The sequence below is a fragment of the Shewanella sp. POL2 genome, assembly GCF_000282755.1.
In the GTDB taxonomy this organism is placed as follows: Bacteria; Pseudomonadota; Gammaproteobacteria; order Enterobacterales; family Shewanellaceae; genus Shewanella; species Shewanella xiamenensis.
Genome location: NZ_AKZL01000040.1, coordinates 17,862 through 41,911, shown reverse-complemented (window position 1 = coordinate 41,911; position 24,050 = coordinate 17,862). Strand labels below are relative to the sequence as shown.

General features: G+C 48.3%; 22 protein-coding genes, 1 pseudogene and 1 other annotated feature. Of the genes and pseudogenes, 6 read left to right on the top strand and 17 right to left on the bottom strand.

Annotated elements, in window-relative coordinates:
- The 16 genes and pseudogenes from xthA to SHEWPOL2_RS12290 form a co-directional block, all read right to left on the bottom strand.
- Positions 1 to 541 (bottom strand): exodeoxyribonuclease III (xthA, locus tag SHEWPOL2_RS12365; protein ID WP_037428630.1); only part of this gene is annotated, 541 nt, incomplete at its 3' end.
- Positions 541 to 840: a YciI family protein gene (locus SHEWPOL2_RS12360; protein WP_011072939.1), complete on the bottom strand. Its 300-nt coding sequence runs from the start codon at positions 838 to 840 to the stop codon at positions 541 to 543. The genes xthA and SHEWPOL2_RS12360, both read right to left, overlap by 1 nt.
- The gene (locus tag SHEWPOL2_RS12355) at positions 840 to 1,385 is read right to left on the bottom strand and encodes a septation protein A (RefSeq protein ID WP_037428627.1); all 546 of its coding nucleotides are present in this window, start codon (positions 1,383 to 1,385) and stop codon (positions 840 to 842) included. Before SHEWPOL2_RS12355 ends, SHEWPOL2_RS12360 begins: the two co-directional genes overlap by 1 nt.
- Before the next feature lie 160 nt (positions 1,386 to 1,545).
- A complete protein-coding gene (gene fhuF / locus SHEWPOL2_RS12350; RefSeq protein WP_037428625.1) occupies positions 1,546 to 2,583 on the bottom strand; it encodes a siderophore-iron reductase FhuF in 1,038 nt (345 codons plus the stop codon).
- A gap of 88 nt (positions 2,584 to 2,671) precedes the next feature.
- A pseudogene (locus SHEWPOL2_RS12345) lies at positions 2,672 to 4,886 on the bottom strand (TonB-dependent siderophore receptor).
- A gap of 84 nt (positions 4,887 to 4,970) precedes the next feature.
- Complete coding sequence (locus tag SHEWPOL2_RS12340; protein WP_037428623.1) at positions 4,971 to 6,863, bottom strand: IucA/IucC family siderophore biosynthesis protein; 1,893 nt, start codon at positions 6,861 to 6,863, stop codon at positions 4,971 to 4,973.
- A gap of 4 nt (positions 6,864 to 6,867) precedes the next feature.
- On the bottom strand, positions 6,868 to 7,509 hold the full coding sequence (locus SHEWPOL2_RS12335) for a GNAT family N-acetyltransferase (protein ID WP_050991358.1): 642 nt from the start codon (positions 7,507 to 7,509) through the stop codon (positions 6,868 to 6,870).
- Positions 7,509 to 9,005: a lysine N(6)-hydroxylase/L-ornithine N(5)-oxygenase family protein gene (locus tag SHEWPOL2_RS12330; protein ID WP_037428622.1), complete on the bottom strand. Its 1,497-nt coding sequence runs from the start codon at positions 9,003 to 9,005 to the stop codon at positions 7,509 to 7,511. Before SHEWPOL2_RS12330 ends, SHEWPOL2_RS12335 begins: the two co-directional genes overlap by 1 nt.
- 577 nt (positions 9,006 to 9,582) lie before the next feature.
- Positions 9,583 to 9,867, bottom strand: a complete 285-nt coding sequence (locus SHEWPOL2_RS12325; protein ID WP_037428620.1) for a DUF2798 domain-containing protein — start codon at positions 9,865 to 9,867, stop codon at positions 9,583 to 9,585.
- A gap of 193 nt (positions 9,868 to 10,060) precedes the next feature.
- Positions 10,061 to 10,486, bottom strand: coding sequence for a hypothetical protein (locus SHEWPOL2_RS12320; protein ID WP_037428617.1), 426 nt, complete (start codon positions 10,484 to 10,486; stop codon positions 10,061 to 10,063).
- A gap of 226 nt (positions 10,487 to 10,712) precedes the next feature.
- Positions 10,713 to 11,549: a tryptophan synthase subunit alpha gene (gene trpA, locus SHEWPOL2_RS12315; protein WP_037428615.1), complete on the bottom strand. Its 837-nt coding sequence runs from the start codon at positions 11,547 to 11,549 to the stop codon at positions 10,713 to 10,715.
- A 5-nt stretch (positions 11,550 to 11,554) separates the two neighbouring features.
- Positions 11,555 to 12,745 (bottom strand): tryptophan synthase subunit beta, encoded by a 1,191-nt coding sequence (gene trpB, locus SHEWPOL2_RS12310; RefSeq protein ID WP_037428614.1) that lies wholly within the window; start codon positions 12,743 to 12,745, stop codon positions 11,555 to 11,557.
- 108 nt (positions 12,746 to 12,853) lie between these two features.
- Positions 12,854 to 14,263, bottom strand: coding sequence for a bifunctional indole-3-glycerol-phosphate synthase TrpC/phosphoribosylanthranilate isomerase TrpF (trpCF, locus tag SHEWPOL2_RS12305; protein WP_231640426.1), 1,410 nt, complete (start codon positions 14,261 to 14,263; stop codon positions 12,854 to 12,856).
- Positions 14,264 to 14,340: 77 nt separating this feature from the next.
- Positions 14,341 to 15,384, bottom strand: a complete 1,044-nt coding sequence (gene trpD / locus SHEWPOL2_RS12300; protein ID WP_037428611.1) for an anthranilate phosphoribosyltransferase — start codon at positions 15,382 to 15,384, stop codon at positions 14,341 to 14,343.
- Positions 15,384 to 15,992, bottom strand: coding sequence for an aminodeoxychorismate/anthranilate synthase component II (locus SHEWPOL2_RS12295; RefSeq protein ID WP_037428609.1), 609 nt, complete (start codon positions 15,990 to 15,992; stop codon positions 15,384 to 15,386). The genes trpD and SHEWPOL2_RS12295 overlap by 1 nt, the downstream gene beginning before the upstream one ends.
- Before the next feature lie 10 nt (positions 15,993 to 16,002).
- Complete coding sequence (locus tag SHEWPOL2_RS12290) at positions 16,003 to 17,694, bottom strand: anthranilate synthase component 1 (protein ID WP_050991357.1); 1,692 nt, start codon at positions 17,692 to 17,694, stop codon at positions 16,003 to 16,005.
- A gap of 52 nt (positions 17,695 to 17,746) precedes the next feature.
- Positions 17,747 to 17,852: a sequence feature (Trp leader region), on the bottom strand.
- 210 nt (positions 17,853 to 18,062) lie between these two features.
- Here SHEWPOL2_RS12290 and SHEWPOL2_RS12285 point away from each other — a divergent pair.
- The 6 genes from SHEWPOL2_RS12285 (at position 18,063) to SHEWPOL2_RS12260 (ending at position 23,059) form a co-directional block, all read left to right on the top strand.
- A complete protein-coding gene (locus SHEWPOL2_RS12285) occupies positions 18,063 to 18,923 on the top strand; it encodes a PHP domain-containing protein (RefSeq protein WP_037428606.1) in 861 nt (286 codons plus the stop codon).
- The gene (locus SHEWPOL2_RS12280) at positions 18,920 to 19,540 is read left to right on the top strand and encodes an L-threonylcarbamoyladenylate synthase (protein ID WP_037420004.1); all 621 of its coding nucleotides are present in this window, start codon (positions 18,920 to 18,922) and stop codon (positions 19,538 to 19,540) included. Before SHEWPOL2_RS12285 ends, SHEWPOL2_RS12280 begins: the two co-directional genes overlap by 4 nt.
- A gap of 197 nt (positions 19,541 to 19,737) precedes the next feature.
- Positions 19,738 to 20,526 (top strand): ScpA family protein, encoded by a 789-nt coding sequence (locus tag SHEWPOL2_RS12275; RefSeq protein WP_037420001.1) that lies wholly within the window; start codon positions 19,738 to 19,740, stop codon positions 20,524 to 20,526.
- Positions 20,527 to 20,529: 3 nt separating this feature from the next.
- A complete protein-coding gene (scpB, locus tag SHEWPOL2_RS12270) occupies positions 20,530 to 21,126 on the top strand; it encodes an SMC-Scp complex subunit ScpB (RefSeq protein ID WP_037419998.1) in 597 nt (198 codons plus the stop codon).
- Positions 21,119 to 21,994: a 23S rRNA pseudouridine(2605) synthase RluB gene (gene rluB, locus SHEWPOL2_RS12265; protein WP_037428604.1), complete on the top strand. Its 876-nt coding sequence runs from the start codon at positions 21,119 to 21,121 to the stop codon at positions 21,992 to 21,994. Before scpB ends, rluB begins: the two co-directional genes overlap by 8 nt.
- A gap of 102 nt (positions 21,995 to 22,096) precedes the next feature.
- Entirely contained in the window at positions 22,097 to 23,059 is a 963-nt protein-coding gene (locus tag SHEWPOL2_RS12260) for a hypothetical protein (RefSeq protein ID WP_037428602.1), read from the top strand.
- A gap of 64 nt (positions 23,060 to 23,123) precedes the next feature.
- Here the strand turns inward: SHEWPOL2_RS12260 and SHEWPOL2_RS12255 are convergent, their stop codons facing one another.
- Entirely contained in the window at positions 23,124 to 23,861 is a 738-nt protein-coding gene (locus SHEWPOL2_RS12255) for a YciK family oxidoreductase (RefSeq protein ID WP_037428600.1), read from the bottom strand.
- Between the last annotated feature and the right edge of the window lie 189 nt (positions 23,862 to 24,050).

Below are 24,050 nucleotides of genomic sequence, written 5' to 3'. Positions count from 1 at the left end.
GGAAGCTGCATTTTCCGGTTTTTAGCCAACGTTTGCGGTTGACTTCACCAATGCCGATATCCAAATCGATGGGCGAAATATTGATATCACCAATGATGGCGATGTCTTCATCATTGCTATGATTTGCGTGCAAATGCGTCATTAAGTCCTGATAAAACTTACGCTTAGCAGGGTACTTTGTCGGATGGTCGATGCTTTCGCCCTGAGGGAAATAACCATTCAACACAGTTAACGGACGGCCATTTGCCTGAGCAAAGGTGCCGATAATCATGCGGCGCTGGGCATCTTCTTCATCGGTTGCAAAGCCCTTTTGCACCTTAAGTGGGGCGACTTTGGAGAGCATGGCAACGCCATAGTGTGCCTTGCCACCGTGGTAATGCACGTGATAACCCATGGCCTCAACTTCGGCGAGCGGGAAGGCTTCATCGTGCACTTTGGTTTCTTGCAGACCGATAATATCGGGCTGATGGCTGTCGATTAACGCTTGCAATTGATGCAGGCGAGAACGCAATCCATTGATATTGAAAGAAACGATTTTCATTAAGGCAGAACTCGTTTGAAGGGTTTAACCACAACGCTTTGATATACGCCCGCCGCGAAGTAAGGATCTGCATCTGCCCAGGCTTGAGCTGTGGCTAACGAATCGAAATCTGCAACCACTAATGAGCCGCTAAACCCTGCATCACCTGGATTTTCGCTATCGATAGCCGGGTGTGGACCGGCAACGAGCAGGCGACCTTCATCGGCCAGTTCCTGTAAGCGTGCTAAATGTGCAGGGCGTGCTGCTAAACGTTTTTCTAAGCTGTTCTCAACATCTTGAGCTGAAATCATATACCACATTATTTGAGTTCCTTGCGTTGATCTTCGGGAAGATGTTTATAAAGGTAAAAGACGGTGATTACGGTATTAATCAGGGTTAAGGCGGTGAGGCCAAACACTTTAAAATTCACCCAAGTTTCTAATGGCAGACTAAAGGCGACATAGATATTGACTAGGCCACAGATGGCAAAAAAGCTTACCCAGTACCAAGTTACATGTGCCCAAATCTTATCGGCCACCTTCATCTCTTTACCCAACATGGACTTTAAAATCGACTTGTCGAGTAGTTGGCTCACGCCAAGGGCTAGGGCAAATAACGCATAAATAATAGTGACTTTCCACTTGATAAAGGCATCATCATGGAACACTAAGGTGAGGGTGCCAAACACTGTCACCATAGCGAAGGTAATCAGGTGCATCTTCTCCAATTTTTTATACAGCGCATAGGTCACGACTAATTGCAGTGCGGTGGCTGCGATTAAGGCGCCACTGGCGATATAAATATCGAAAAATTTATAGACGGCAAAAAAGATAACGAGTGGCAAAAAATCAAGCAGTTGTTTCATAAATAATCGTGTTAAGAAGACGTGGGCTTGAGTGTAGCACGGGGGGCTAGAGGGAAAAAGCCGTGAAAGGTGACCGATTGCTAACTGTTGCATGAAAGCGGCGGCAACGGCTGTTGTAATCCATATAGTCCATCAAGTCTGCGAGCTGCGACCGATAAGGCTAAGCGTGAGCAGCACATTTTGCTTGGGCGCGCGTAGCTAACGGGCAATCGCCGCAGCGATGACTATTCGTGAGTTGATACCTTAAGCAGCACACGCGGCGAATATTGCCCACGTCAGCAACTGGGGCGGGTAGCAGATTAATGCTGTTATAGAGTGGATTAACCTCGCCATCGTCAAAGGATGTTGTGTTAAATAGCAGCGCCTTGAGGTGCTCAAATTCAATTTCTGGCAATGCCATTTCGCCTAAATACCAGTGAATAAGGTAGCCTAAATGGCTCCAATACAGCTTTGCGGGAGTTGGGCTTAGACCGGTTAATCGCTCAACGCTAGGGATTAGATGGCTTTGAATCCACTTAATAAGTTGTCGCTCGCGGGGTGGCGTTACGACCGTGGATTTAACTATGGCGGCTTTCACTATGGCGGTTTTCACCTTAGGAGTGGGTGTTAATTGAAACTCAAAACCTGCGACTCTGCCCGAATTGTGGGGCCGAAGATAAAAATGTTCAGGCACTATATCAATCAGCTCAATCTGCTCAATGGTGCTCGCGAGTGAGTGCGGCGCGTTAATAATCCATTCCAACATGGGGGGCACTAACAGACCGAAATACCACTGTCCCCATAGCGAGTGCAGGGCTTTGGAGTTGCAGCTATGGCTGAGCAATATTTGCTCGGGAATATTTTCTGACGGGCTGGAAGATGAGGTTTTCCCCAAAGGTGGATAGGCCTTGGCAAAATCCAGTAATAGCGATTGATACACGGCTGGCTGACTCCAAGTATCAATATTGAGTCCTTGGGGCTTAGTGGTTGCCACAAAATGCTGGGCATAAAATGGGGCACGCAGCGCCAGTCGTTGATTAAACTCCTGAGCTACTTCAGTTAAATCTACTTGGCTTAACGCTGTTAAGTCGGTTGTTTGCGCGCCGACCACAGTGCCTAGACTCTGTGAGGGTTTGTGATGACACTGCTTGGTATGTTCAGGTTGAGTTCCTCTGGAAAGCTTGGCTAAGGTCGGTAGCGTTTCCCTTTGGCGCGCCATAATCACTCCTTTGGCTTGAATTGATTAAACTGCGGTGAGCCTACTCACCGCAGTTTTCATTGATGAACAGCTGGTTATCGACAGCCTGTTAGAAGCGATAATCCAAATTCACGCTCATGCTGCGCGGGGTGCCATATTGGAACTGGCTATATTGCCCCACTTGGCTGTAATAGGTTTTATCTAAGGCGTTGTGCACATTGGCGCTTAGCTTTAGCTGCTCGGTAAAGGCATAACTTGCCATTAAGCTTGCTAATGCGTAGGAGTCTTGCTCAACCTCGACTCTGCCTAAGGGCGAGTTCACGGTTTGATAAACTCGGCTTTGCCAATTTACCCCAGCGCCAAGCTGCAACTTGTTCCAATCACCGCTAAAGGTATAAGTGGTAAAGAGTTTTAGCTGCTGGCGAGGGGAAGTGGTGTTGATGCGATTGCCCTTAGGATCATCGGTACTGAATTGGGTGTAGCCGAAGTAGATATTCCAGTCATCGGTGATTTTGCCTGTGGATTCAAACTCAAAGCCTTGGGTTTTAGTGCCGTTAACCTCTCGATACACTGGGATAGTGGTGCCTGGCAGTACATCTCCGGTGCGTTCACCAACATTGTCTTGGCGAATTTCAAATACCGACAACGACATATCTAAGCTTTCATCCATTAAGCTGGCTTTAATGCCCGCTTCGTAGTTTTTGCCTTTGACGGGGTCGATGTAACTGGCATCGATGCGCTGCAAGGTTTGCGGCGCGAAAATATCCGTATAACTGGCGTAAAGCGAGTATTGCTCGCCCAGAGCGTAGGTCAAGCCAAAATAGGTGGTGAGCTCATTGTCGACCTTAAAGTCATACATGCTGCCAAAGTTATCTTGGTCGGTTTGCCACTGATTAAGGCGCAGCCCTGCGAGCAATGCCAAGGCATCGGTCAGATTAAGCTGCGTGGCCACATAGGCGGCGCTTTGCTCGGTTTCGCCGAAGGAGCCCGTGGTGTGAGTCTCCTTCCACTGAGGTTTTGGATATTGGAAGTTGGGATCGCGAAAATCTCCCAAGGGCGGCACTGCGGCCGTAGGATAATAGTAAGGGTTGGCAAACTCTTGGCGCTGACCCGTCCAGCCAAAAGTGAGCTGATGTTCTTGGCCAAACAGGGCAAACATTCCCTGCGCCCGTAGGTCTAGGTTATGTTGGGTTCGGCTACCGTCAATATAGGCGATGGAACCTGCGGTTGCACCAAGATTGGTCACAGGATCTGGATAACCCGTAGCCCACAGCACATTATATTCCAGTGAGTTATCGCCATAACTGTAGGTGCCTTTTAGCTCCCAACCGTTATCAAAACGATGTTCAAGGCTGGCGAAGGTATTGAGCCCTTGGGTATGCGCCGAGGCCCAATCGGGGGCCGTGGAGGTAGCGCGATCGTAATTTGTACGGCTGCCATCACTGTGGAACAGCGGCAGCCCGCCGGACATAGTGCCTTCGGGCGTGGTGTCTTGATAATCGACTCCTAAGGTCAGCAGTGTGCTGTCGCTAATATCGGTTTCAACAATGCCATAGATGGTGGTGCGTTGCTGCTGGTATCTGTCTTGGAAGGATTCTTTATCCTGATAGGCGGCGACAACACGGCCACGAATACTGCCACTGTCATTTAAACCGCTGGATAAATCGACCATGCCGCGCAGATTGTTCCATGAGCCGACACTCACTGAGGTGCTGCCCATAAATTCTTGCGTTGGGCGTTTACGAATAAGGTTAATCGCGGCCGAGGGGTTACCCGCACCTGTCATCAACCCTGTGGCGCCACGGACAATCTCCACCCGCTCGTAGATGGCGGTATCGATAAGGTTATCGCCGTAGTTAAAACGAGTGTCATAGGTGGTGGGCACGCCATCGTAAAGAATGCTAGTGACCGCAATCCCCCGCGAACTGATGCTGTATCTGTCGTTGTCCATTGGCCGGGCATTGATACCAGCCACGCTGGTCATGGCTTCAATCACACTGTTTAACTGCTGATCTTGCATCATTTGGCGAGTGACCGAGGTGACGGATTGCGGCGTATCTAAATAAGACAAATCTAGGCCTGTTGCCGTGTTCATCGCTGGGGTTTTGTAGCGCTTATCGTGGAGATCCTTAGCACCAACGACATTAATGATTTCAATGTCTTTGGTGGAGTTTTTTCTGGGTATCGCTAGTATCTGCATAAGCATAGGGCGTGCTGAGTATGGCTGAGCAGAGGATAAGCTCTGGGCGTGTGATGGCGAGTTGGCAGTGAGCAGCGAGTCGGTTGAGGGCGAAGGTTTTCATAATAATGATCTTAAATTCCATTTTGGCGGTTTGATTGACTAGGTTGTTTTTGGGCACAGATGAGTGCCCAGGGTGGGCGCAGGCCCACTCAAGGTTGAAAATGCTTTAGGGTTTTAGCTTCTTATTTGCTGAGCCAAAGGCATGGCTTTGCCTGAAGGCGGCTAGCGGATTATCAAGTCCGCCCGCAAAGCGCAGATTTTTTTCTCGGTCGGCAAGGTCAATCATCTGCTGGTTGTTATTGAGCTGAATGCGATTCAGGCAAGTGCGGACGAAGCTGTCTTTAAAGAGATCGTATTGTGCAAATTTGTCCGCCAAGTGCGGATGCTGGGCTTGATAGTCGCGTACATTGTCTGCCACCAACTCCCAAAATAGCGCTTCGCTCACTGCGGTTTGCTTATCCAGAATTGGCGCTAAGTAACGGAAAATACAGTCAAAAATATCGAGTAAGATATAGTTGAGCTTCATATCTTCTTCAAGCTCGACCGCAAGGCGTTGCACCTCTTTAGGTAGTGGCTCGCTACCGTTGAGTACTGCGACTTCTTCGCCGATATCCTTCATCAATATTTTGACTGGGATACCGGCATCGAGCACTAAAATCAGGTTCTCGCCATGGGGCATAAACACCAGATCATAGGCAAAGAAGGCGTGCAGTAGCGGCGATAAGTAGAGCTTGAGATAGCGCTTGACCCACTCCTTGGCGCTTAAGCCTGAGTGCTCAATTAGCGTAGTAATCAGTGCCTGTTCTTGATGATCTATGTGTAATAGCGCTGCCATGGTCATCAGGGTTTGCTGCGGCTCAATATGCGGTAGTGGGCTCTCACGCCATAGCGCCGACAGCATTTTCTTATAGGCGCTATCTTGGGTGAGTGCCTCTTCGTAATACCTGTGGTGATAACCAATCGCGGCGATTTCTTTGAGGATCACAAAACCTTGCTCGGCAAAATAGCTGTCGCTTTCGATAAGGTTGGCTACCCAAGCGTTGATCTGCGGGGTGCAGCTCATATACAGCGGCGAAAGCCCGCGCATAAAGCCCATGTTTAAGATAGAAAGCGCGGTTTTGACGTAGCATTTTTGCGGCGCACTTAAGTTAAAGAAGGTGCGGATCGATTGCTGAACTTGGTAGCAATCTTGGCTTTGGCCAAGGTAAATAATGTCGCCGAGGGCGATTTCGCCGGCAAAGGTGCGGGCAATCTTTTCGCGCCATTGCCACGGATGAACGGGCATAAAATAAAAGCTATTGGCCGCTTGCCCCAGTGCGCTTAAGTGTTGTTGAAACTCGGTGAACTGTTCACCAAGCTCCTGTTTTAGCAAGGTATCATGGTCTAATCCTTCGAGGGAGGAGAAGGTGGTTTTGTCCTTACGCACCGCAATCCACACTAGCTGAAGCGCGCTGGCACTCTCGGGGGCAAATTGGTAATAGTCCTGCATATCAAAACCAATGCGGCCATTGTTGGCAATAAACACCGGATGCCCCTCGGTCATGCCCGCCTCAATAGTTTGATAATCGGCCTTAGCGAGTGTAGCGGCGGGGATGGCTTGATGGGCCAACTTGTAGGCCTTGCTGTAGAGGGTGCTGGTGATTTCTTCAAGATAAGTGGGCAACAGGGTTTCACTGATGCCAAGCACATTTTTTAAGCTGATTATCAGCCTCATGGCATCGAGGGGTCTTTCAGTGCCCGCACTGGTGACTCGGATAGAATCTGTCGCGATATCAAGGTGGTCGAGCTGATAATGGCGCGCGCTAAAGTAATACGTGCAGTCATTTAACCTGAGCTCATAGTGATTTACCTTTGCGCCTTGGGCGTAAATCTGTGGGGTGATGAGCTTCTCATGGGTAAACTCACAGAGGATTTTTTTCACTAAATGGCGATTGGCTGCCTGCCAATGTTGGGGCGTTAAATGGACGGGCACATGGGCGTAAGAGGGTAAGGCCTCGATATTCGGCAACTCGGTTTGGGCGCATCGTTTGAGTAATAAGGCGTTAGTGGCTAAGTTCATCGGTTCACCTACAAAGTGATAAGGTTAAAAGTGACTGGGTAACAGGACGATTTTTACTCGGCAATTGGGGGGCGGCTTGAGTTGCCGTCTGGCGGCTTTGGGCACTGCAAAAACCTAAAAACGCAGCTTTGGTACTGAGTTGGATGGCTTTTTGGTAGCGGATCCCAATCTGGCAATTTAAGCGGTGAATTTTGTGATTTTGCTGATCTGGCTCGACTACCAGTCGCGTAAACGCGAGGGTTTCAAGGACAAGTTGGGCGATAGCCTCCATCACTTGGCGGGATAAGCCATGAACGGGTTTGCCTTCAATCGGCGCAAGGATTAAATGCATACCGCAATCGAGCGGCTTAACCTGATAGTGCAGGCCAATTTCGTCATGGGAGGGATCGTATAACTCCACCATAAACAGCGGTTTGGTTTGCCATTCACCGATCAGCGAGAGCTTGTGCTCGCTTGGCGCCATCGCTTGAGCAAGTGCATCAAGACTCATCCCCTGCATACCCCAAAACTTGGCATAGTCTTGGTTAAGCCATGATTGCAGCATGGCAATGTCTTGCTCAAGGTTCAGTGGTTTAAGCACAAACTCATTGATTACAATCTGTTTTGAGAGCAAATCTAAACAGCGTTGGCTCCATTGGCTGGCCATTACAGTGCCTCCTTATTCGGTGCCATTAAGGCCGATGTACTGCCACCAGAAGGGCTTATCCGTAGCACGGTTTGTGGCTCATTACTGGGTTGTTGCGTGGGCTTGGCTGACGGATTTAACTCCTGACAAGGCTTAGAAGACGCAACCGCTGAGTGAGTGTTGCTTTCGACGGGTTGGTTTTTCGCGTCGTTGATGTTGTTGGGGTCAAAGGTTTGGAAGGCGATCCGCGTTTCAATCGGATAGGGGGCGTAACCTAAAACCGCTTGCAGAATGATGGCATTGCGATAGCAGCCCATACCCAAATCGGGTGAACTAATGCCATGGGTATGTAGGCCCGCATTTTGGATAAAAATATCGCCTCTGACATCGATGCCATAGTCACGCTGGATGGCGAGTTGGCCACGATCATCAAATTCGATTTGTGATTTAATTCCTTGAATAAAATCAGGTAAACGATATTGATAGCCAGTGCCTAAGACGACGGCACCTGTCAGTTGCTCGAAGGCATATTCTTGCTCGAGGTGGTTGAACTTGAGTGTCAGCTTGTCGCCCGAGGTGTCGATTGCTGTCAGTGCCACGTTAGTCAGCAGCTGGCATTGGATATCGCTGACTAAACGCTTTTGGTAAAGGAGGTCATAAATATCGTTGATTAGCTCGGCATTGATCCCCTTGTAGAGTGACTTTTGCTCTGCGATTAAGTGATGGCGTTTTTCCGGCGACAGCTCGTGGAAATAATCAACATAATCTGGCGAGGTCATCTCTAGGGTGAGTTTGGTGTATTCCAGCGGATAAAAGCGTGGCGAGCGGGTCATCCAATTTAATTGATAACCATATATTTCAATATCTTGTAGAAGATCGTAAAAGATTTCCGCAGCACTTTGGCCACTGCCAATCACTGTGATAGCACTTTGGCTTTGCAAGTAGGCTTTTTGCCGGATATAGCTGGCGCTGTGCATGACACGCGGGTCTTGAATTGGGCAATTATCGGGTAGATAGGGAGTCGTGCCAGTACCTAATACCAGTTTGCGGCAGAGATAAGTGTGGGGTTTACCACTGCGTCTATCTACTCCCGTAACATGGTAGATGCCTTCACCGGCGTTGTAATCTAATTGTGTGACCTTAAAACCGAATTTTAGGTTGGAGAGTTGTTTGCTAACCCATTGGCAATATTGGTTATATTCATGCCTTGGGAGAAAGAAGTTTTCACGGATATAAAAGGAATAGAGTCGGCCTGTTTGTTTGGCAAAGTTAAGATAACTAAAACGACTTGTCGGATCGGCCATAGTGACCAAATCGGACATAAAAGGTGTTTGTAATCGAGAGGAGTTGATCAGCATACCCGGGTGCCAATCAAACTCGGTTTTAGCATCTAAAAATAAACAGTTGAAGTTATTAAGAGGTTCACACAGAGCCGCCAGTCCTAGATTAAATGGGCCTATGCCAATGCCGAGTAGATCGTAAATCGTACGATCAGTTTCCTTTTTTGGGGTAGTCACTTACGCCTCCTTGAATTCCTATTAAAACGGTTGCAGCCACCATCGACTGATGGATGAGTAGATGAGTGGACCTCTCTACTGTTGCTTTATGAATCATTCTTTTGTGCTGCCGAACAGGAGCTTTACCGCTTGTTTTGCTATTACTCGCTCAGTGCAACGAGGAATAAATTAGCATTATAAAAATTACAAATGCAAATCATTCTCATTTGTTACTTGTAGGATGAGTCGTACTTTTGACTGTTAAATAAAAGGCTGAAATACGGTTTGTCGGTGAGTTGATCAATGGGGAAGAAGGAAGGTCTAAGAGGTGTCTAAATATATCAACAAAAATAATATTTATTTAAAAACAGTTAATTAAGTTGTTTTTTGGTTGGTGGGATTTTGCACTAATTGTTTTTAGTGGCTTTTTAGGAGGCAACGAAAGTATGAATAACTGCTGAGTGTAAATCGACTGTAAATCCGAATTAGTTCGTCAATAAACACTGCTAGTAAGCCATAAAAGATCGGATAAGCAAACGTAAAAGCCATCTTAAAAATGGCTTTTTGTTGAGTCAAAAGCAGGGGGAGAAGCAAAGGCCTAAGGTAATTGCACAAAAGCGGCGGTAAGTTTACGCACTAGGGGCAATACCATCAGCAGAGTCGGGAATGCCACCACCCAAGAGATAAACCATGCGCTCAACCAGAGCTCAACAAATTGTGCAGATGCGCCGACACCATTAAAAGTACTGATCCCAGAAACGATGCAACTCATTAAAATAGAAAGAAAAAATGGCATCACAACTGTGGCGTATTTTGCGGGTAACTTTGGTGTACCAAAAATAGTGCGGCTTTTATTTGTTGGTACAGAGTGTAAGCTGGACATGGAAACCTCAACAGGGTGTGACTTAGGCGAAAGAGCTTGCTGATTAGTGCTTAAGATTTACATGTATTTATGTAAACCCAAAGCGCAATCCGTTCGCCATTTTAGGAGCAAAACACGGCAAAAGCTATGGTGATACAGACCGATACTGGTCGTTTTGCATTGGGTGAATAATCAGAACTAATCGTTTTATCGCCTAGGTTTGCCAATTGGTTGCCCATAATTCCCCGGTAACGTTGACCCAATGACCGCGAGAAATTGGTGAGGTACCAAGTTCATTATCAAAGGGTAGGGGGAAACTTGATTGCAGTAAATATACAGTATCATCAGGCGTTTGGGTGATTTCAACAATTTGTCCCGAGGCCTCAAAGTGACAATTATGTTTGGGGAATTGCAGACTTTGGCGATGTTCAATAATGTCGGTTTGCAAATTTGCCTTGGCTAAACGGCCAAACAGTTCAACCGTCACCCATTGATTGACGGGGAAACGTTGCTTAGCTTGTTGATCATTGCCTTGATAGTAAAACCACACTGGAGCGCCATTATCCCATTGGGCAGCGACTTCACCTTGAAAACCACAGCCCCAAGGTGTGACGTCGAGAATATAGATCCGATACTGCATATAAAGTCCATTTACCATAACAAAAGCGTCGATATTATTTGCGCTATATTAACATTTATCTCGTAAACGCATGAGACATAGATCCTAATATAAGCCTTGGGTTTGACAGTTTTAAGATGCTGTTGATTCTGTGCTAGCCATGGTTGTTACTGCTATGGGGAATATATAAAAAAGGGCCAACTCTGCTGATTTGGCCCTAAATCGGGATGTTATTCAGATGAATAGATTAGGTTGCCGCTTTCATCGCGCGGGTAAAATCGCCTAATGCTGCGAGCAGTTTCACTTCATCCTGTTGATAGGTTTCGATAATTTTCACCACGGCCGAGCCAGAAATTGCACCCGCGGCGCCTGCTTGAATGGCGGCGCTCACTTGAGCAGGCTCTGCAATCCCAAAGCCTAATAGCGGTGGCGGCGCATTAAATGCTTGCAGCTTAGCTAAAATTTCTTCAACGGGCGTACCTGCCTTAGTGTCTGTACCTGTTACGCCAGCGCGGGACAATAGATAGGTATAGCCTTCACCACTTTGGCTGACCTTCGCAAGGGTGTCACTGTCGGCATTGGGCGGCGCAATAAAAATTGGCGCAATGCCATGGGCTTTGGCCGCTTGAATAAATAGTGCGGCTTCTTCAACTGGCACATCGGCAATTAACACTGAATCCACGCCCGCTTGCTGCGCTTTGGCATAAAAAGCATCTATGCCATTGGCGAATACGAGGTTCGCATACAGCAATAACCCAATTGGAAGTTCAGGGTATTTAGCGCGGATCTTGGCCAGCAATTCAAAGCAGGCTGTTGGTGTTGTACCCGCGGCTAAGGCTCTGAGATTTGCGCCTTGGATCACGGGGCCATCGGCGAGCGGATCAGAGAAGGGAAAGCCTAACTCCAGCGCATCGGCACCGTTTTGCACTAAGGTGTCGATAATTTTCAGTGACAGCTCAGGACTAGGATCACCCAAAGTAACAAAGGGCACAAAGGCGCCGCGGCCTTCGGCTTTTAAACGGCTAAAAGCGGCGTGATAACGGCCAGCTTGATGAGGGATAGTTTGGTTTGAAATGCTGCTCATCTTAGTTATTCCTCTTTACCGTTTAAAATGTCTGACACAGTGAAAATATCCTTATCGCCTCGGCCTGAGAGGTTGACAACCAAAATGGTCTCTTTGGTGCACTCTTTCGCCAGACGCATTGCATAGGCTAGGGCGTGGGCCGATTCGAGCGCCGGAATAATCCCTTCGCTGCGAGCCAGTAATTGGAAGGCTTCTAGGGCTTCATCATCGGTGGCCGATTCATAGCGGGCACGGCCGATGGCGTTCAAATGGGCATGCTGTGGGCCGACCGAGGGAAAGTCTAATCCTGCTGAAATCGAGTAAGACTCTTCGATTTGGCCTTCGTTGTCCTGCATCAATGGGGCTTTCATACCAAAGAAAATCCCGGTTTTACCATGTTTTAGCGGCGCGCCGTGCATATGGGTATCAATACCTTTACCCGCAGGCTCGACGCCAATCAGCTCAACATTGGCTTCATCAATAAAGTCGGCAAACATCCCGATAGCATTGGAGCCGCCGCCGACACAGGCGATGACCGCATCGGGCAGGCGACCTTCGCGCTCAAGTATTTGTTTTTTGGTTTCTTCACCAATAATACGTTGGAATTCACGCACTATGGTCGGGAACGGATGTGGTCCAGCAGCTGTGCCGAGCAGATAGTGGGCTTTTTCGTAGCTACCAGACCAGTCGCGCATCGCCTCGTTACAGGCGTCTTTTAAGGTGGCAGAACCAGAGGTTACAGGGATAACCTCGGCGCCCATCAGCCGCATTCTAAATACGTTAGGTGATTGGCGGGCAACGTCTTTCGCGCCCATATACACTTTGCATTTTAATCCCAGCAGTGCACAGGCAAGGGCGGTGGCAACACCGTGTTGGCCTGCACCCGTTTCGGCAATGATTTCTTTTTTACCCATACGCTTAGCCAGTAACGCTTGGCCTAATACCTGGTTGGTTTTATGGGCGCCGCCGTGGAGTAAATCTTCCCGCTTGAGGTAGATTTTAACCATGGGATTGGGGCTTAAATTTCGGGTTAAGGTGAGCGCTGTGGGGCGACCCGCGTAGTTTTTCAGTAAGTCGGTAAACTCGGCTTGGAAGGACTCATCGGTTTGTGCGTCGACAAAAGCACCCTCAAGTTGCTTGAGGGCGGGGACTAAAATCTGCGGTACATACATACCACCGTATTCGCCGAAATAAGGGTTAAGCTTTAACTGTGACATACCTTGTTCCTTATCCTATTTATTTGTTTCGATGGCGGTTTAGGTTAACGCCATCGAGTTTCAATTCTTGCTAGCCTGTGCTTTGCACAGTTTTTTATAAAAGTGGGTCTAGAGTCGTAATTGACTAAATGCCGCTTGGATCTTCTCTGCCGACTTAATGCCAGGGGCGGTTTCGAGGCCAGAGTTAAAATCTAAACCGTAAAACCCTTGAGCATTGGCACGGGCAGCATTGTCCGCATTGAGGCCACCCGCGAGCATGGCCTCGGCTTTATGGGCAATGGGGAGTTGCCAATCAAAGACTTGCCCCGTGCCACCAAAACCTGCGTCATTCTTGCTATCAAAGAGATAACGCTGCACCCCTCTTGGCATAGCAGCAAGTTCGCAGCTTTGAGCATCGACACTGATCGCCTTCCAAATTTGGGTGTTCAGTCCGGCCTGTTGCAGCAATTGGCTTAGCTCGGCAATTTCCAACTCAGTTTCGCTGCCGTGCAGTTGCAGCGCGGCTAAGCCACATTCTTGGGCGATACTCACCATGAACTCAGGCGTGCTATTCACACATACGCCAACAAACTCAATGGCGGGCAAGTTGGCGGCACGGTATTGCTCGACTAACTGTTTGGCGGCATCTTTTGTGAGTGCTCGTGGTGATTTTTCAGCAAAAATGAGTCCAGCATAAACTGCGCCCGCAGTGGCTGCTGCTTGAATATCCTCAAGTCGGGTGAGACCGCAGACTTTATTGTGACCGAAGATCAATTTACGACAGGCTAAATCAATGTCTTCTTCGGCCATAATCGAGCTACCGACCAAGAAGCCATCGACCAATGGACTTAAGCGGCGTACTTGATCGTTAGTGTAAATGCCCGATTCGCTGATCACCACGCGATCGCTGCCGATGTGTGGCGCAAGGGCTTCTGTGGTGGCTAAATCGGTACTTAAATCTCGCAAGTTACGGTTATTTATGCCAATAATTGGTGCATTTAAGGCGATGGCTCGTCTTAGTTCTTCCTCATTACTGACTTCGGTCAATACATCGAGTTGATACTTGGCCGCTTCGCTGGCAAGTTGCTGATATCGCTTATCATCGAGCACAGAAAGCATCAGTAGAATCGCATCGGCGCCCTGATGTGCGGCCAACTTGATTTGATATTCATCAACAAAAAAGTCTTTACACAGAATCGGTTGGCTCACTTTGGCCCGCACTTTCGGGATATAGCCCATGTCCCCTTGGAAAAATTGCTCATCGGTTAAGACCGAAATCCCCGCAGCATACTTGGCATAAATCGAGGCGATGGCTTCGACATCAAAGTCTCTACGGATTAAGCCTTTGGATGGACTGGCTTTTTTGCACTCTAAAATATAACCCGCCTTCGGGGCTTTTAAGGCGGCAAATAGACTACGGTCCGAGATTTTTGGGGTTAAGCTGTCTTCAGGAAAACGCAACTTAAGGGCGGCGATATGGGCGGCCTTAGTATCGACGATACGGGTTAAAACGTTGGCTTTTGCGGTACTGGTTTGCATGCTACCCCTTACATCCTGCGATGCTTGATTATCTTCCGAGCGATGCGCGTCGGGTTGTTGAACCTGTGCCATGGTCATTATTCCTGTGCTTCGCTGCTGACTTTAGCGAGTTGATTCAGTAATTCAAAGGCTTTGCCGCTTTTTATGGTATTGAGCGCAAGGGCGGTGCCGGCTTTGACTGAGTCCGATAGGCCACACAGATATAAGGCACAACCCGCATTGATGGCAACCGCATGGGTGTGGGCATCGCTGCCTTGTCCTTGCAAAATCGATTGCGTGATTTGGGCGTTCTGTGCAGGCTCGCCCCCTTCAAGCTCAGTAATGTGGGCTTGAGGCACACCAAAATCCGCCGGTGTTAATTGATATTCAATAATCTCACCGTCTTTGAGTTCGGCGACCTGTGTGCTGCCATGGAGCGCTACTTCATCTAAACCACTGCCATGTACTACCATGGCCCTTTGCGTGCCAAGGGCCTGCAGTACGCGGGCGATAGGCGTCACTAGCTCTGGGCTATATACCCCAAGCAACATAAATTCTGGGCGCGCTGGGTTAATCAATGGCCCTAACACATTGAATAAGGTGCGAGTTTTCAGGGCTTGGCGCACAGGCACAGCATGTTTGACACCGCCATGGTAGTGGGGCGCAAACAGGAAGCACAGATTGAGTGATTCGAGGCAGCGGCCCGCCAGCTCGGGTGACATAGTTAAATCGATGCCAAATTGGGCGAGTAAATCTGACGAGCCCGATTTGCTCGAGACGGAACGATTACCGTGTTTTGCGACCTTGGCGCCAGCAGCTGCGGCGACAAAGGCGGCTGTGGTGGAGATATTAATGGTATTAAAACCATCGCCTCCGGTGCCGACGATATCGATAATCCCTTGGCTGCGGCTTGATTCCGAATAAGGGAAAGGCTTAGCGGCGGCGCGCATCGCATCGGCGGCGCCACTGATTTCAGCTATGGTTTCGCCGCGAATTTTAAGCGCCATTAACATCGCCGCCATCACGGCCTCATTCATTTCACCTTGGATAAGGGTGCTAAAGAGTCTGGCGGTTTGCTCGCGTGTTAACGCCTTGCCCTGAAACAAGATATCGAGCAGGGGCTGAATCGATGTTGCATTCATTATTGCGCTCCTGCGGTATTGTGGGCGATGTCTTGAGTCAAAAAGCTTAAGGTTTGGGTTAACAATGTGCTGCCCAAGGTCGTTAAGATGGATTCTGGATGAAACTGAAAACCGACTGCCCTGTGCTCGGCATGCAAAATCGCCATAGGCATATCTTCTGTGGTGGCAATAACATCAAGACAATCAGGTACTTTTGTGGCTACTAAGCTGTGGTAGCGGGCGACAGGTAAGGGCGAAGGTAAGTTAGCAAACACGCCTTCACCATTATGGAAGGTGGGACTGGCTTTGCCGTGCACGACAAAAGGCGCGCGCTCCACTTTGCCACCGTAATATTCCACCATGGCTTGATGACCCAGGCAGATCCCCAGCATAGGCACTTTGCCCGCGACTTTGTCTATTAGCGCCATCATAGAGCCCGCTTCATGGGGCGCACCTGGGCCTGGCGATAAGACTAAGGCGCTAGGCTCGGTTTCCGCCAACACCTTGTCGGCAATATAGTCGGCGGCAACATCGTTACGGTAGATCACCACTTCACAGCCAAGGCTTCTAAATTGGTCGACTAAGTTGTAGGTGAAGGAGTCAAAGTTATCGAGTAAATAGAGTTTCATCTTAGGCTCCTTATCTTGGTTGTTCAGTCGTAGTGGTCGCAGTTGCTTGATGGCTTTCATCCAAGCCTGCGCCCATTTTGATGGCTGAAATCACTGCCTGCGCCTTTTGGCGGGTTTCATCGGCTTCACTTTGAGGATCTGAGTCAAATACCACGCCAGCTCCTGCTTGGATATGAGCAACACCGTCTTTCACAAAGGCGGAGCGGATAACGATACAGGTGTCCATATCCCCAAGGGCGTTGAGGTAACCTACGGCGCCGCCATAGCTGCCTCGGCGGGTCTTTTCCGCCTGACGCACCAATTGCGAGGCGCGCACTTTCGGGGCGCCAACCAGGGTGCCCATATTCATACAGGCTTGGTAGGCGTGGAGCGCATCTAAGTCTTGGCGTAATTGGCCAGTAACGCGGCTGACTAAGTGCATTACGTGGGAATAACGGTCGACTTTAAGTAACTCGGCTACTTTACGACTGCCACTTTGGCTGATTCGAGCGATATCATTACGGGCTAAATCAACCAACATTAAGTGCTCGGAGAGCTCTTTTTTATCTAAGCGCAATTCGAGTTCGATACGGCTATCGAGGTCGAAATCAATCTCGCCGCTGGCGGTTTTGCCGCGCTTACGGGTGCCTGCAATCGGGTAGACTTCGACCTGATTGTTGCTGGCTTCATATTTCAGTGCGCTCTCGGGTGAGGCGCCAAACAGGGTGAAGTCATGACCCCTGAAATAAAACATATAAGGGCTGGGATTGGTTAGACGTAGTGCGCGGTAAGCCCCTAAGGTATTTGGGCAGGGCAGGCTAAAACTGCGTGAGGGCACCACTTGGAAGATATCGCCCGCAATAATGTGTTCTTTTAAATCGATAACGGTTTGTTTAAAGGCCTCATCACTGATATTGACTTGCTCAGTCGCTGTTATCCCAACCAGCGCGGGCGCAGGTTCTATATCATTGGCTAAGGTTTGGCAGTCAGCGCTAATGTGGCTAGCTCGTTTGGCTAAGGCTTGGGTCACTTCAACCAGTTTTGCAGAACCTTCACTAAAATTGTGGGTGATGATTTCGGCTTGTTTCTGCTTGTGATCAATAAGAATTAAGGTTTCGGCAAGATAAAATAAATAATCAGGGCAATCATTTGCACCATTTGGTGCTTTAGGCAGTGGCTCCACTGTATCAATCAAATCGTAGGAAAGTACGCCACCTAAAAATAAGTCTTCGAATGCTGGCGTCTGACCACAGTCGATATGTTTAACAAACAAGCGTAAACCATCAAGTGGCGAGGTGGACTTTAAGCGGGCATCTTCGTCCTTAAGCTCAGTGTCTTTTTGTAGCGTGACCACTAAGTTGTGGCCATCGCGTTGGCATTGAGTTTGGCTTGAGCGAGCACTAAAAAATTGCTCGATGGGGGCAAGTAAACTGGCACCATTGTCGCTCAGTGCGCTAAAGCGTAAACAATACCCGTCGCAGCGGATCATCAGCGCCGCATGGGTCATCACCATGCTCTTAAGATTTTCCTTGCTGTTTATTTCTGCTGATTCCAACAACATGGTATGGGGCGCATCTTGAGTGATGTGTTGGTACAAACGCAGCGGATCGCTATGGTATGCCAAGGTGGCCTTGATCGTATGTGAACGTGCAAATGTCTGCGGAGGTGAGGGGAAATTCCCTCCGTCGGCTTGGGTAACCTGATTAAATGTCTTTAGGGTCATGCTGTTATCTCGCTTTTATCCGTTTACCGCGTTGCAGACATTTTTCGCACCAACAAAAAAGCCCGCATTTCTGCGGGCTTTTGTTGATTCTGTTACTTTCAAATGAGCACAGAGCTTCACACCACCCGCTACGTTGGGAAGTGCCACCACCAAATGATGTTGAAAGAAGCGTTAGTATGGGTCATTCAAAAGGGTCTCAATAATTCGTTAGTTGAGCTATAGAAAACATGAGCCTGAGGCGAAAGTCAATTGAATATTTTTCAAAATGATGGATTCATGTGGCTAACTCACTGTGTCAAATGCGGTTCCTGCTGGATAAAGTGTGAGATAAATGCACATTTCATCTTAAATTAACGTACAATAACGGCATGAATACTCAAAGCATCTTGGCTGACTTGCACAGCCACACGACCGCATCTGACGGTCATCTCACGCCGTCCGAGCTGGTCGCCAGAGCCCTTGAAAAGGGCGTGCAGTTATTTGCGATAACGGATCACGATACGGTTGCAGGCTTAAGTGAAGCCCGCGCCTTCAATCAAGCGCAGACCGAACCGTTAAAGCTGATTTCTGGGGTTGAGATTTCAACCCGATGGAATAGTTACGATATTCACATTGTGGCGCTCAATTTTGATGAAACCCACACAGAGTTATTAACGTTTTTAGAAAACCAGCGTGACTTACGTGAGCTTCGTGCCGAAGAAATCGGCCATCGATTGGCTAAAGCCGGGATCGAAGGCGCCTATGAAGGCGCAAAAGCAATTGCGGCAGGCGCAGCGTTAAGCCGTGGTCACTATGCTCGTTGGCTTGCCGATCACGGTTATGCGGTGGATATGCCCAGTGTATTTAAGCGTTACTTAGCCCGTGGTAAGACGGGTTATGTGCCCAATAATTGGGGCGATATGGCCAGCGCAATTAAGGTGATCCACAACGCGGGCGGGCTCGCGGTATTGGCACATCCGAGTGGTTATAAGCTGTCTGCCAAGTGGTTAAAGCGTTTAGTGCGAGAATTTAAAGAAGCAGGCGGGGATGCCATGGAAGTGGTGCTCGGCCAGCAAACGGTGGATGATAGGGCCAATTTAGTGGCGCTGAGTGTCCAAAATCAGTTGCTTGCATCGATAGGAAGTGATTTTCACTTTCCAAGCAATTGGATTGAATTAGGTAAAAATCTCTACCAGCCTCAAGGTATTGATTGGGTCTGGCAGTCGGGATCTTGGATGGAACGACCATGAGTCAATTTTTTTATGTACACGAAGTAAATCCACAGACACGTTTGATTAGTCAAGCCGTGGCTGTGCTGAAGTCCGGCGGCGTAATTGTGTATCCAACCGATTCGGGTTATGCCCTCGGTTGCATGATCGGTGAGAAAGACGCAATGACGCGCATTACTCGCATTCGTCAAATCGAACACGATCATAATTTCTCGTTAATGTGCCGTGACTTATCTGAATTAGCGACCTACGCCAAGGTGGATAATCAGGCCTATCGCATCCTAAAAAGTTGCACGCCAGGGCCGTACACTTTCATTTTTAAGGCGAGTAAGGAAGTGCCCCGTCGTCTGCAAAATGACAAGAAAAAAACCATTGGTATCCGCGTGCCAGACAATGTGATTGCCTTAGCACTGCTCGAGGCGTTAGATGCGCCGTTGATGTCGACCAGTTTAGTGATGCCAAACGCAGAATTTGCCGAGTCGGACCCTGAACATATTCGCGACCTGTTAGAGCATCAAGTGGATGTGATTATTCATGGTGGTTATTTAGGTGAAAAGCCAACCACTGTCATCGATATGTCGGAAGATGGGTTCGAAGTCCTGCGTGAAGGCGCTGGGGATGTGACTCCGTTTCTGTAAAATCAGGTTTGTCTCAGCGATAGTGTATGGCAGCGTATGTTAGCCCGATAAAACCGTCATTTGGCAGTTTTATCGCCATTAAATTACGGGTATAATCGCGCGTTTGCGAAGAAGCGAGTCAACTCGATTTAATGAGACTGATACTGTTTGCTTGGGAATGGCGGTTTCAAGGTGATTGTTTTACATGGGGATAGCGGATGCAGGGCACGCAACAAAGTTTACCCTTAGCCGTTGTTCGTGGTCAGGCGATGACCGAAATGCCGCAGGATTTGTTTATTCCACCTGAGGCGTTGGAAGTGTTCTTGGAGTCCTTTGAAGGGCCGCTAGACTTACTTTTGTATCTGATCCGTAAGCAAAAATTAGATGTTGTCGATTTACCCATTTCTCAGATCACCGCGCAATATTTAGAATATATCGCGATGCTCACTCAGGCGCGTATTGAACTGGCCTCGGATTATTTGGTCATGGCGGCTACACTGGCTGAGATTAAATCCCGTCTGCTGCTGCCGCGTATGGTGGCGGAAGATGAGGTGGAAGAAGATCCACGGGCCCAGTTGATCCGTCAATTGAAGGCCTATGAGGTAATCAAGGAAGCCTCGCAAAAAATTGATGATTTACCTCGGCTTGAACGCGATGTGTTTCAAGCAATCGCGGCACCTTCACCGAATATCAAACCTTTGGTGATTCCGCCTGATGTATCGTTATTTGAAATCGCCCGCGCCTTTGGCGAGGTGCTTAAACGTATCGATGCCAATGAAGATCATCATGTTAAGCGTGAACAGTTATCGACCCGCGAGCGCATGAGCCAAATTTTAGCCATGCTTAATAGCGAGACGTTTACGCCCTTTGAGCGTTTATTCAGTGTCGAAGAAGGCCGCGCCGGTGTGGTGGTGACCTTTTTAGCGCTAATGGAATTGGTCAAAGAATTATTAGTGGAATTGTACCAAACAGAGCCGTTTTCAACTATTTATGTAAAGGCCTATTAATTGATGCAGATAAATCCAATTCAATTAAAACAGCTTATTGAAGCGAGTCTGTTTGTATTGGGGAAACCCTTGTCGGTGAAAATGTTGAAAGAAACCGTGTTGGCGGATTTCAGTGTTTCCAGAGACAAAATCAAAGCCGCATTGGACGAGTTGCAACAGGATTATCAGGAACGGGGTGTTCAACTTGTGAAAGTGGCTGGAGGTTATCGCTTCCAGACCTTGGAAGTCCTGAGTCCGTTTTTGCAACCCCTGTGGCAGGAAAAAGCACCTAAGTATTCGCGGGCAACATTAGAGACTCTGGCGGTGATCGCCTATCGTCAACCTGTGACCCGTGGCGATATTGAGCAGGTGCGTGGTGTGGCCATTAGTAGCCACATCATCAAAAGTTTGTCAGATAGACATTGGATTAAAGTCGTTGGCCATAAAGAAGTCCCGGGGCGACCCGCACTCTACGCCACGACCTTAGAATTTTTAGCCTATTTTGGCTTAGATACCCTCGCGGATTTACCCGCGCTTACGGATACTGAGTCATTGCAGGCGGTATTTTCGGGTTTGAAAGTAACGCCTGAACAGTCAGAAGAGCAAGATACTAATGAGTGAAAAATTGCAGAAAGTCTTGGCCCGTGCAGGCCATGGCTCCCGTCGTGAGATGGAGGCATGGATTGCTGCAGGCCGAGTTAGTATTGATGGCGTGATTGCCAATCTTGGCGATCGTATCGAAGCTGATGCAAAAGTACGTATCGATGGTCGAGCCATATCGCTCAAGTCTGCCGATGATGTGATTTGCCGCGTGCTGGCCTATCACAAACCCGAAGGTGAGATTTGTAGCCGTAAAGACCCTGAAGGTCGTCCAACTGTGTTTGATCGCTTGCCTAAAGTGCGTGATTCGCGCTGGGTTGCGGTAGGCCGTCTGGATATCAACACTTCAGGCCTATTGCTGTTTACCTCTGATGGTGAACTGGCAAACCGTTTGATGCACCCGTCTAACGAAGTTGAACGCGAATACGCGGTTCGTACCTTTGGTGAAGTACCAGAGGCTGCGGTACAACGTCTGCGTACCGGCGTGATGTTAGAAGACGGTATGGCGCAGTTTGATGCCATTAAAGCCGCGGGTGGTGAGGGTATGAACCAATGGTGGCACGTGTGTTTACGTGAAGGCCGTAACCGTGAAGTGCGCCGTTTATGGGAATCCCAAGAGGTGCAAGTTAGCCGTCTTATCCGTGTGCGCTATGGTATGGTGGAATTACCTAAATCTTTACCCCGTGGTGGTTGGATTGAATTGCCAATTGAGCAAGTTAACTACCTGCGCCAATTAGCGGGCCTTGAACCTGAAACTCGCACTATGCTGGCTGCAGATAAACACAGTGTGGCCCGTGCGCAGGTGAAGAGTGCCAAAATTCGCCGCGCTGTACGTAAGCATAAAGTCACCTCAACGGGTAAATCGAAGCCAACGCGTCAACGTAGTTAATCGGTTTATGTTACCCAGTTAAAAGGCCGCTTGCGGCCTTTTTTGCTTTCTGTAGCCTATGGTTATGCTATAACAAGCCTAAAGATGACGAGGAGATGAACCATGGAATTAATATCGGTCAAGCGAATTTGGGCGCAAGGTGAGCATAATGCTTTTACCGATCTGGTGTTATACCAAGGGGCATTATTTTGTGTATTTCGAGAAGGCTCTGCTCACGTATCTCCTGATGGCGCTTTACGTATTCTTTGCTCCCATGATGCCGGGGAAAATTGGCAAAGTGTGGCGCTGCTGACTTCGGCTCATGCTGATTTACGGGATGGCAAATTAATTGAATTTCGAGGTGAGTTGTTGCTATTGGGTGGTGGTACTTTGCACAATAAATCAGGTTTACAATCCTATCTTTGGCGCTCAAAGGATGGCGTAAATTGGTCCGAACCGCAGGCGGTAGCTGATAAAGGTTACTGGTTATGGCGTTTAACTGAGCATCAAGATGCACTTTATGGTGTGGGATATCGGGCGGGGCCTGATGGAGATACCCGTTTCTACAAAAGTGACGATGGACAGCTCTTTAAACCTTGGATGCCTGTTTTTAACGACCAAGGTTATGTAAATGAAAGTTCGCTTGTATTTCACCAAGGGAGTTGTTTTTGTTTATTAAGGCGCGATCCCGTGTGGAGTGACGAGTTTTTAGGTTTACTGGGTCACAGCTTGCCACCTTTCAAGCAATGGACTTGGCAAACACTCGATAAACGCATCGGTGGGCCAGTGCTGTTTGTCTATCAATCCCGTTTGATGGCGGTTGTACGTCTTTATGAAGGGAACATTCGCACTGCACTTATTGAAATAAATCAAGATACGGGCGCTATTCATGAGAGGCTCACGTTACCTTCGCAGGGCGATACTAGTTATGCTGGCATTGTTCTGAAAGGTGATCATCTTTGGGTGAGTTATTATTCAAGTCACGAGCAGGTATCGGTTCCCGATAATATTCAAGTCCAAAGTGATAACTTGCAAGAGAAGTCTAAAACAATGATTTACTTTGCTAAAATTAGACTCAGCGACTGAGTAAAAGTAAAGGGAACCATTCGGTTCCCTTTACTTTTATACCACAGCGTTTAGTGAGCCTTACTTACTGGGCATTGAATTGCTGACCGTTAATATCGCTAGAGTCCTGTCCCATTAAATACAAGTAAGTCGGCATGATTTCTTCGGCCGTTTTTAAATCGAATGGATTTTCGGCAGGGTATGCTTTAGCACGCATTTCGGTGCGCGTTGCGCCTGGGTTAATACTGTTCACGCGGACTGAAGTGCCATCACATTCGTGGGCGAGTACCTGCATCATGCCTTCGGTGGCAAATTTCGAGAAGGCATAGGGCCCCCAGTAGGCGCGGCCCTGACGACCAACACTGCTGGAGGTGAAAATAATCGAGGCACTTGGTGCTTGGCGTAGCACTGGCAGTAATGCCTTGGTTAGCATCACTTGTGCGGTGACATTGACTTTAAGTACATCTTCAAGTGAAGGAATATCGATGTGTTCAAACGGACCTAGGGCGCCGAGTAAACTGGCATTATGCAGTAAACCATCTAAATGGCCGAACTGTTCGCTGATCGTGTCGGCCATATCACGGTAGTTTTGTTCGGTCGCACCTTTTAAATCCAGTGGCACAATGGCTGGCATCGGATAACCCGCTTGCTCGATAACATCGTAAACGGCTTCGAGTTTTTTAACGGTTTTACCGAGTAAAATCACCGTGGCGCCATGCTTGGCAAATTCGATAGCCGCCGCGCGACCAATGCCTGCTCCTGCACCAGTGACTAAAATAGTTTTACCTTTAAGTAAATCTTTTGCTGCTTGATATTCCAACATGAGCCTTTTATTCCTCTTGGCGAAAATGCCCGCCACTTCTAGAGTCGCTGAACTGCTAAACGCATGTTTCAAACAAATGAATGAAACTTTGTTATAAATAGCTAAAATCTTTGTGACAAACTTGTGGCTAACTCAATATTTTTACGTTAACTTGAAATGAGTTAGGGGCTAACATAAGCCCTATTAGTC

What these genes read in the sequence shown, in the direction of transcription:
- SHEWPOL2_RS12275 (WP_037420001.1), top strand. Translation starts at nt 19,738, where the DNA reads ATGCAGGGCACGCAACAAAGTTTACCCTTAGCCGTTGTTCGTGGTCAG.
- SHEWPOL2_RS12280 (WP_037420004.1), top strand. Translation starts at nt 18,920, where the DNA reads ATGAGTCAATTTTTTTATGTACACGAAGTAAATCCACAGACACGTTTG.
- trpB (WP_037428614.1), bottom strand. Translation starts at nt 12,745, where the DNA reads ATGTCACAGTTAAAGCTTAACCCTTATTTCGGCGAATACGGTGGTATG.
- SHEWPOL2_RS12320 (WP_037428617.1), bottom strand. Translation starts at nt 10,486, where the DNA reads ATGCAGTATCGGATCTATATTCTCGACGTCACACCTTGGGGCTGTGGT.
- SHEWPOL2_RS12255 (WP_037428600.1), bottom strand. Translation starts at nt 23,861, where the DNA reads ATGTTGGAATATCAAGCAGCAAAAGATTTACTTAAAGGTAAAACTATT.
- SHEWPOL2_RS12335 (WP_050991358.1), bottom strand. Translation starts at nt 7,509, where the DNA reads ATGGCCAGCCAATGGAGCCAACGCTGTTTAGATTTGCTCTCAAAACAG.
- SHEWPOL2_RS12285 (WP_037428606.1), top strand. Translation starts at nt 18,063, where the DNA reads ATGAATACTCAAAGCATCTTGGCTGACTTGCACAGCCACACGACCGCA.
- rluB (WP_037428604.1), top strand. Translation starts at nt 21,119, where the DNA reads ATGAGTGAAAAATTGCAGAAAGTCTTGGCCCGTGCAGGCCATGGCTCC.
- SHEWPOL2_RS12325 (WP_037428620.1), bottom strand. Translation starts at nt 9,867, where the DNA reads ATGTCCAGCTTACACTCTGTACCAACAAATAAAAGCCGCACTATTTTT.
- SHEWPOL2_RS12290 (WP_050991357.1), bottom strand. Translation starts at nt 17,694, where the DNA reads ATGACCCTAAAGACATTTAATCAGGTTACCCAAGCCGACGGAGGGAAT.
- fhuF (WP_037428625.1), bottom strand. Translation starts at nt 2,583, where the DNA reads ATGGCGCGCCAAAGGGAAACGCTACCGACCTTAGCCAAGCTTTCCAGA.
- SHEWPOL2_RS12260 (WP_037428602.1), top strand. Translation starts at nt 22,097, where the DNA reads ATGGAATTAATATCGGTCAAGCGAATTTGGGCGCAAGGTGAGCATAAT.
- trpCF (WP_231640426.1), bottom strand. Translation starts at nt 14,263, where the DNA reads ATGCAAACCAGTACCGCAAAAGCCAACGTTTTAACCCGTATCGTCGAT.
- SHEWPOL2_RS12360 (WP_011072939.1), bottom strand. Translation starts at nt 840, where the DNA reads ATGTGGTATATGATTTCAGCTCAAGATGTTGAGAACAGCTTAGAAAAA.
- SHEWPOL2_RS12355 (WP_037428627.1), bottom strand. Translation starts at nt 1,385, where the DNA reads ATGAAACAACTGCTTGATTTTTTGCCACTCGTTATCTTTTTTGCCGTC.
- scpB (WP_037419998.1), top strand. Translation starts at nt 20,530, where the DNA reads ATGCAGATAAATCCAATTCAATTAAAACAGCTTATTGAAGCGAGTCTG.
- SHEWPOL2_RS12340 (WP_037428623.1), bottom strand. Translation starts at nt 6,863, where the DNA reads ATGAACTTAGCCACTAACGCCTTATTACTCAAACGATGCGCCCAAACC.
- SHEWPOL2_RS12295 (WP_037428609.1), bottom strand. Translation starts at nt 15,992, where the DNA reads ATGAAACTCTATTTACTCGATAACTTTGACTCCTTCACCTACAACTTA.
- trpA (WP_037428615.1), bottom strand. Translation starts at nt 11,549, where the DNA reads ATGAGCAGCATTTCAAACCAAACTATCCCTCATCAAGCTGGCCGTTAT.
- trpD (WP_037428611.1), bottom strand. Translation starts at nt 15,384, where the DNA reads ATGAATGCAACATCGATTCAGCCCCTGCTCGATATCTTGTTTCAGGGC.